Source organism: Delftia sp. ZNC0008 (assembly GCF_000799035.1).
Classification (GTDB): Bacteria; Pseudomonadota; Gammaproteobacteria; order Burkholderiales; family Burkholderiaceae_C; genus Comamonas; species Comamonas tsuruhatensis.
The window spans coordinates 1-7,707 of record NZ_JTKZ01000914.1 but is presented as its reverse complement, the minus strand read 5'-3'; the positions used below and the strand labels follow the sequence as shown (position 1 = coordinate 7,707).

Here is a 7,707-nt window from a genome sequence, read left to right as displayed (position 1 = left end):
CCGCGTTCTATGTGGAGCGTCTGATGACGGGCGCGCGCCATATCGAGGTACAGATCCTGGGCGACGGCGGCGCAGGCCCCATCGCGCTGGGCGAGCGCGAATGCACGCTGCAGCGGCGCTTCCAGAAGCTGGTGGAGATCGCGCCCAGCCCCAGCCTGGCGCAGCCGCTGCGCGAGCGCATCACGCGCGACGCGCTGCGCATGGCCGCCGAGATCGGCTACGAGAGCCTGGGCACCTTCGAATTCCTGGTCGATGCCGCCTCCGACTCCCTGCCCTATGTGTTCATCGAGGCCAACCCGCGCCTGCAGGTGGAGCACACCATCACCGAGGAAGTCTTCGGCATCGACCTGGTGCAGGCCCAGATCCGCATTGCGGCGGGCGATCACCTGGGCGAGCTGGGCCTGGATGCCAGGACACCCCCCGCGCCGCGCGGCTATGCCATGCAGTGGCGCATCAATGCCGAGACGCTGGATGCCGCAGGCCATTCGCGCCCCGGCAGCGGACGCATAGGCGCATTGCAGTGGCCGGCCGGCCCCGGCATCCGCATCGACACGCATGCGGTGGCGGGCGCCAGCCCCTCGCCGCACTACGACACGCTGCTGGCCAAGCTCATCGTGCACAGCAGCGGGTCGCGCTTTGAAGACGTGCTTCGACGCGCACGTCGCGCGCTGGACGAATGCCGCATCGACGGGCTGGCCACCAACCTGCCGCTGCTGCAGGCGCTGGCCCGGCGGCCCGAGATGGCATCGCAGGCCGTGCACACACGCTGGCTCGAAGAGGCCCTTCCCGAATTGGTGGCGGACGCCCAGGCGCTGGCCGAAGGCGCGCAACGCACGGCTGTGGCCGCCGATGTTCCGGTGGCGGACGAGGCTGCTGGCGCGCCCGTCCCCGAAGGCGCCATCACGGCCCCCATGCCCGCGCGCATCGTGCAGTGGAGCGTGGCCGTGGGCGATGTCGTAGCCGCAGGCACCGAACTGGGCGTGCTCGAAGCCATGAAGATGGAGCATGTGCTGCTGGCGCCGCAGGCCGGCACCATCACCCAACGGCTGGCCGAGGCCGGTGCCTATGTGGCCCAGGACCAGCCCCTGCTGGTGCTGGCCGCCGCCGAAGGCGTGCAGGCCGACGCACGCGCGCAGCAGATCGCCCAGGACCCGGACCACATCCGCGCCGACCTGCGCCGCGTCATCGACCGCCATGCCTTCACGCTGGACACCGCCCGGCCCGAGGCCATGGCCAAACGCCATGCCCAGGGCGGCCGCAGCGCGCGCGAGAACATCGCCGATCTTTGCGATGAGGGCAGCTTCATCGAGTACGGCGCGCTGGCCATTGCCGCGCAGACGCGCCGACGCAGCATGGACGACCTGATCGCCAACACGCCGGCCGACGGCATGGTCACGGGCATGGGCTCCATCAACGGCGCGCAGTTCGGCCAGGAGCGCTCGCGCGCCGTCGTCATGGCCTATGACGCCACCGTGCTGGCCGGCACCCAGGGCGCGCGCAACCATGCCAAGACCGACCGCATGCTGGGCATTGCGCTGGCCCAGAAGCTGCCCGTGGTGCTGTTCGCCGAAGGCGGCGGCGGGCGGCCCGGCGATACCGACACGCCCGTGGTCGCGGGCCTGCATGTGCACACCTTCGCCGCCTATGCGGCCCTGTCGGGCCAGGTGCCGGTGATCGGCATTGCACACGGCCGCTGCTTTGCGGGCAATGCAGCCCTGCTGGGCTGCAGCGACGTGATCATCGCCACGCGCGCCAGCTGCATCGGCATGGGCGGGCCGGCCATGATCGAGGGCGGCGGGCTGGGCGTCTTCCGGCCCGAGCAGATCGGTCCCAGCAGCGTGCAGCATGCCAATGGCGTGATCGACGTACTGGTCGAGGACGAGGCCCAGGCCGTGGCTGCAGCGCGCCACTATCTTTCGTTCTTCCAGGGCCGCACCACGGACTGGACCGCGCCCGACACGCGCGCCCTGCGCCATGTGGTGCCCGAGAACCGGCTGCGTGCCTATGACACGCGTGCGGCCATGGCGCATCTGGTGGACGAAGGCAGCCTGCTGCTGCTGCGCACGGGCTTTGGCGCAGGCATCCACACCGGGCTGGCGCGCATCGAAGGCCGGCCCGTGGGGCTGATGGCCAACAACCCCTCCCACCTGGGCGGCGCCATCGACGCCGATGCGGCCGACAAGGCCGCGCGCTTCATGCAGCTGTGCAACGCCCATGGCCTGCCCATCGTGAGCCTGGTGGACACGCCGGGCTTCATGGTCGGCCCCGAGATCGAGAAGACCGCCCAGGTGCGCCATGTCAGCCGCCTGTTCGTCACGGCGGCCAAGCTGCGCGTGCCGTATTTCAGCGTGGTGCTGCGCAAGGGCTACGGCCTGGGGGCCATGGGCATGACGGCGGGCAGCTTCCATGCGCCGGTGTTCAACGTGGCCTGGCCCACGGGCGAGTTCGGCGCCATGGGTCTGGAAGGCGCCGTGCGCCTGGGCTTTCGCAAGGAACTGCAGGCCCTGCCCGAGGGCGCCGAACGCAACGCTCTGTTCGACCGGCTGCTGGCCCAGCAGTACGCCCACGGCGAGGCCATGCACATGGCCGGCACGCTGGAGATCGACGCCGTCATCGACCCCGCCGACACGCGCGCCTGGCTGTCGCGCGGCCTGGCGGGGGCGCGCGTGGCACCCGCCCAGGCGGGCTTCGTGGACACCTGGTAGGCCCTGAAAACGCTGCAGGCGGCGTGCTAAGCTGATCCTCTTTTCGACGAACACGATGGCGGGCCCGCTCAAGCGGGCCCCGCTGCCTCTGGAGACCTTCCCATGCCCGGACTTCTGCCCGATATCGATCCCGACGGCCTGCTCGAATTCTCGGTGGTCTACACCGACCGCGCGCTCAACCACATGTCCAAGCGCTTCGCGGGCGTGATGCAGGACATCCTCACCACGCTGCAGGAGGTCTACCACGCCCACACGGCCGTGCTGGTGCCGGGCAGCGGCACCTTCGGCATGGAGGCCGTGGCGCGCCAGTTCGCCAATCGCGAAAAGGTGCTCATCGTGCGCAACGGCTGGTTCAGCTACCGCTGGACCCAGATCTTCGAGGAAGGCGGACTGGGCGGTGGCGCCGTGGTCTGCAAGGCGCGCCGCCAGGGCCCGGGCAGCCAGGACCCCTGGGCGCCCTGCGCGGCCGAGGACGTGGCCGCCGCCATCCGCACTGAAAAACCCAAGGTCGTGTTCGCGCCCCATGTGGAGACGGCCAGCGGCATCATCCTCAGCGACAGCTACCTGCGCGCCGTGGCCGATGCCGCGCACGAGGTGGGTGCGCTCTTCGTGCTGGACTGCGTGGCCTCGGGCGCCATGTGGGTGGACATGGAAAAGACCGGCGTGGACGTGCTGATCAGCGCGCCGCAAAAGGGCTGGAGCAGCTCGCCGTGCTGCGCCATGGTCATGCTCTCGCAGCGCGCGCGCGAAGCCATCGAGCACACGCAAAGCTCCAGCTTCTCCTGCGACCTCAAGAAGTGGATGCAGATCGCCGAGGGCTACGAAAAAGGCCAGCACGCCTACCACACCACCATGCCCACCGACGCCCTGGTCCGCCTGCGCGACGTGATGCTGGAGACGCGTGCCTACGGCTTCGCCAAGGTGCGCGACGAGCAGATCGCCCTGGGCGCCAAGGTGCGCGCACTGCTGGAGTCGCGCGGCTTTCCCAGCGTGGCGGCCGAAGGCTGGAAGGCCCCCGGCGTGGTCGTCAGCTACACCACCGACCCCGGCATCCAGAGCGGCAAGAAGTTCATGGAAGCCGGCCTGCAGACCGCCTCGGGCGTGCCCCTGCAGTGCGACGAAGGCCCGGACTTCAAGACCTTCCGCATCGGCCTGTTCGGCCTGGAAAAATGGCACAACGTGGACCGCACCGTCGGCCACATCGCCAAAGCGCTGGACGACATCGGTGTCCCCGCCAAGGCGTGAACCGAACCCGCTGCAAACATTGCATTGAAAGAGCCCTCATGAACAAGACCCTCACCACCCTGGCCGCCTCCTGCGGCCTGATGCTCGCCGCATTCACCGGCGTGGCGGCCCATGCGGCCGAGCCCGTCACCACGGCCAGCGGCCTGGTCTATGAAAGCCTCAAGGAAGGCACGGGCGCCAGCCCCAAGGCCAGCGACACGGTGCGCGTGCACTACCGCGGCTACTTCCCCGACACGGGCAAGGACTTCGACAGCTCCATCACGCGCGGCCAGCCCATCGAGTTCCCCCTGACCGGCGTGATTCCCTGCTGGACCGAAGGCGTGCAGAAGATGAAGGTCGGCGGCAAGGCCAAGCTGACCTGCCCGCCCTCCATCGCCTACGGCAGCCGTGGCGCGGGCAGCGTGATCCCGCCCAACGCCACGCTGAACTTCGAGGTGGAACTGCTGGGCATCAAGTGATGGCCGGCCCGCTGGCCGGGCCATCCCCCGCCTGATGCGAAGCCGGCCTGCGGGCCGGCTTTTTCACGGTCGCTGAAAGGAAGACGTCGTGGACCCTCGCAAACCGCTGGACGCGCGCGCCGCCGCGCTGATGCTCATGCTGTGCCTGATCTGGAGCCTGCAGCAGATCCTGCTCAAGGCCACGGCCGATGCCATCGCGCCCACGCTGCAGATCGCGCTGCGCTCGGGCGCGGGCGCCGTGCTGGTGTGGCTGTTCATGCGCTGGCGCGGCATGCGCGTGCAGTGGGGCGACGGCAGCTGGCGCCCGGGCCTGGCCGTGGGCACGCTGTTTGCGCTGGAATTCCTGCTGGTGGGCGAGAGCATCAACCACACCTCGGCCGCCCATGTGGTGGTCTTCCTGTATTCCGCTCCCGTGTTCGCGGCGCTGGGCCTGCACTGGAAGCTGCCCTCGGAGCGCCTGGCGCCGCTGCAATGGCTGGGCATCGTGCTGGCCTTTGCCGGCATTGCGCTGGCCTTCCTTGGCGGCGGCAAGCCTTCGAAGGCAGCCGGCGCCGCCATGCTGCTGGGCGACCTGCTGGCGCTGGCCGCCGGCGTGGCCTGGGGCGCCACCACGGTGGCCATCCGCACCACGCGGCTGGCATCGCTGCCCGCCGCGCAGACCCTGCTCTACCAGCTGGCCACCGGCTTTGCGCTGCTGCTGCCCGCCGCCTTCCTGCTGGGCCAGACCCGCTTCGAGCCCACGCCCCTGGCCTGGGCGGGCCTGGCCTTCCAGTCCGTGCTGGTCTGCTTCGTGAGCTTCCTGGTCTGGTTCTGGCTGCTCACGCAATACCTGGCCTCGCGCCTGGGCGTGTTCTCGTTCATGACGCCCATCTTCGGCGTGGTCTTCGGTGCCTGGCTGCTGAGCGAGCCCATCGAGCCCAACTTCCTGGCGGGGGCGCTGATGGTGCTGGCAGGGGTGCTGCTGGTGAGCGGGTATGGGTGGCTGAAGTCGCTCAGGCGGTGAGGCCAGGGATCAGGCCGGCCGGGGTAGCGGATCCGTGCCCTCGTTGAGCACGGAAAGATAGCGCTGATAGCTGAAGACCCGGCCTCGCTTGCGGCCGGTCACTTCCTCGATGATGCCCAGGCGCTGCAAGTCGGCGAGCGCCGTGTTGACGGTAGGCGAGGACAGTCCCGTCTGCCGGACCAGCTGGTTTGACGTCAGGAAGGGGTTGAGCTGGAACAGGTCGTGGATGCGCAGCGTGGAGCTGGCGCGTTCGCCTTCGGTCGCGATGCGTTCGCGGTCCTGCCTGAACAGATCGACGATATGCGTGGCGGCCTCGAAGGCCTGGTTCGCGGTCTGTGCCACGCCGGTGAGAAAGAAGTCGAGCCAGGCTTCCCAGTTGCCGTTCTCGCGCACTTCCTGCAGCAGCCGGTAGTACTCGGCCCGATGCGTCTTGAGAAATAGGCTGAGGTAGAGCAGCGGCTTGTTCAGCACGCCGTTGATGCAGAGGTACAGCGTGACCAGCAGGCGGCCGATACGGCCATTGCCATCGAGGAACGGATGCAGTGTCTCGAATTGCACGTGCAGCAGGCCGGCCTTGATGAGGGCGGGCAGGCGGGAGGCATCTTCGTGCATGAAGCGTTCAAAGGCGTCGAGGCAGGGGCCGAGCTCGTTGACAGGCGGCGGCACAAACAAGGCATTGCCTGGACGCGTGCCGCCAATCCAGTTCTGCGAGCGCCGGAACTCGCCGGGGCTCTTGGTGCCGCCGCGTCCGCTTTGCAGCAGCCGGCCATGCATCTCGCGGATCAGGTGCAGTGACAGCGGCAGGTCCCGCAGGCGCTCCAGTCCGTACATCATCGCGTCCACATAGTTCGAAACTTCGCGGATGTCGTCGATGGGCTGGCCCGCCTGGGCCTCGGCTTCGAAGCGCAGCAGGTCCGACAGCGTCGATTGCGTGCCCTCGATCTGCGAAGAAAGCACGGCCTCCTTGCGCACGTACATGTAGAGGAACAGCTCCTGGCGGGGCAGCAGCATGGTGATGCCATCGAGCCGTCCCAGCGCACGCTCGGCAAGGCTGAGCTTTTCCAGGAGGACGAGCACATCGATGGCCGGCTCCGGCGGCAGCGGTGGCGGCACGAAGGCGCGCACCTTTTCGCCTGCTGCGGATGTCTCGATGAAGCGGCCAAGCCGCTGGCTGGTAGGGGAATCGGGCATGGGGCTGACTATGGCTTTGGACGCTTATTTAAGCAAATGCGGTTTTTCTTAAATAACGAGAGCGCCAAGTTAAGCTGACTTAAATAAGCCTTCGTCTCAAGGCGGCGGGCCGGCCGCATGACCCCTCATGCCAGTCCCAGTCGCCGCGCCAGCCGCTGCAGGTTGGCGCGGTCCATCTGCAGCTCGCGTGCGGCGGCGGCCCAGCTGCCGTGGTGGCGCTGCAGGCTGGCCTTGATCAGCTGGCGTTCGTAGCTTTCGACGGCATTGCGCAGGCCTTGGGGGCTGGCGCCGGGTGATGCGACCTGTGGGACGGGCAGGGTCGGGGTGGCCGTCGCCGAGGGCTGCGCGTCATCCCGGAGATCGGCCTGCCCCAGCGTGACCATGCGTGCCCGGCCACCGGCCGGAGTGCCGGAGGGCGCACGGCTGAGCGCCCGCAGCACGCCGCGGCTGATGAGGTGCTCCAGTTCCCGGACATTGCCGGGCCAGTCCTGGGCGAGCAAGGCCGATTGCGCAGCGGGGTGCAGGCGCAGTCCGCCCAGGCCCAGGCGGGAACGGTTTTCCTCGAGGAAGAAGCCGGCCAGCATCAGCACGTCGCTGTCGCGCTCGCGCAGAGCGGGCACGCGCAACGGGTAGACGCTCAGGCGGTGGAAGAAATCGGCGCGCATGCGGCCGGCCGCCACCTCGGCGGCCAGGTCGCGGTTGGTGGCGGCGATCACGCGCACGTCCACATGGTGCTCGCGGTCCGAACCCAGGCGCTGCAGCTGGCCGCTTTGCAGCACGCGCAGCAGCTTGGCCTGCACGGGTAGGGACAGCTCGCCCACTTCGTCCAGGAACAGCGTGCCCTGGTCGGCCTGCTCGAACTTGCCGCTGCGCTCGGACAGCGCGCCCGTGAAGGCGCCGCGCACATGGCCGAACAGCTCGCTTTCGACCAGGTTGTCGGGCAGGGCCGCGCAGTTGATGCTGACCAGCGCCCGGCCTGCACGCGCCGACTGCGCATGCACGGCCTGGGCCACCAGTTCCTTGCCCGTGCCGGTCTCGCCCGTGATCAGCACATTGAGGTCGCTGGCCGCGACCAGGGCGATGTCCTTTTGCAGCGCGCGCATGG

Annotated in this window: 6 protein-coding genes; 4 read left to right on the top strand and 2 right to left on the bottom strand. The window is 68.9% G+C overall.

Translation table 11 applies throughout. The features are described 5' to 3' along the window. The 4 genes from L995_RS29560 to L995_RS29545 form a co-directional block, all read left to right on the top strand. The coding region (locus L995_RS29560) for an acetyl-CoA carboxylase family protein (protein ID WP_047475009.1) at positions 1-2,705 on the top strand (2,705 nt) is incomplete at its 5' end. Positions 2,706-2,807: 102 nt separating this feature from the next. Further along, positions 2,808-3,950, top strand: a complete 1,143-nt coding sequence (locus tag L995_RS29555; protein WP_012203005.1) for a pyridoxal-phosphate-dependent aminotransferase family protein — start codon at positions 2,808-2,810, stop codon at positions 3,948-3,950. A gap of 38 nt (positions 3,951-3,988) precedes the next feature. Continuing rightward, positions 3,989-4,408 carry an FKBP-type peptidyl-prolyl cis-trans isomerase gene (locus L995_RS29550; RefSeq protein ID WP_017407873.1) on the top strand — a complete coding sequence of 140 codons (420 nt, stop codon included), beginning with the start codon at positions 3,989-3,991 and terminating at the stop codon, positions 4,406-4,408. An 88-nt stretch (positions 4,409-4,496) separates the two neighbouring features. Next, positions 4,497-5,411: a DMT family transporter gene (locus L995_RS29545; RefSeq protein ID WP_047219585.1), complete on the top strand. Its 915-nt coding sequence runs from the start codon at positions 4,497-4,499 to the stop codon at positions 5,409-5,411. Positions 5,412-5,420: 9 nt separating this feature from the next. Here the strand turns inward: L995_RS29545 and L995_RS29540 are convergent, their stop codons facing one another. Beyond that, positions 5,421-6,602, bottom strand: a complete 1,182-nt coding sequence (locus tag L995_RS29540; protein WP_047475004.1) for a Fic family protein — start codon at positions 6,600-6,602, stop codon at positions 5,421-5,423. A 125-nt stretch (positions 6,603-6,727) separates the two neighbouring features. Next, positions 6,728-7,707 (bottom strand): nitric oxide reductase transcriptional regulator NorR (gene norR, locus L995_RS29535; protein WP_047475003.1); only part of this gene is annotated, 980 nt, incomplete at its 5' end.

What these genes read in the sequence shown, in the direction of transcription:
- L995_RS29555 (WP_012203005.1), top strand. Translation starts at nt 2,808, where the DNA reads ATGCCCGGACTTCTGCCCGATATCGATCCCGACGGCCTGCTCGAATTC.
- L995_RS29550 (WP_017407873.1), top strand. Translation starts at nt 3,989, where the DNA reads ATGAACAAGACCCTCACCACCCTGGCCGCCTCCTGCGGCCTGATGCTC.
- L995_RS29540 (WP_047475004.1), bottom strand. Translation starts at nt 6,602, where the DNA reads ATGCCCGATTCCCCTACCAGCCAGCGGCTTGGCCGCTTCATCGAGACA.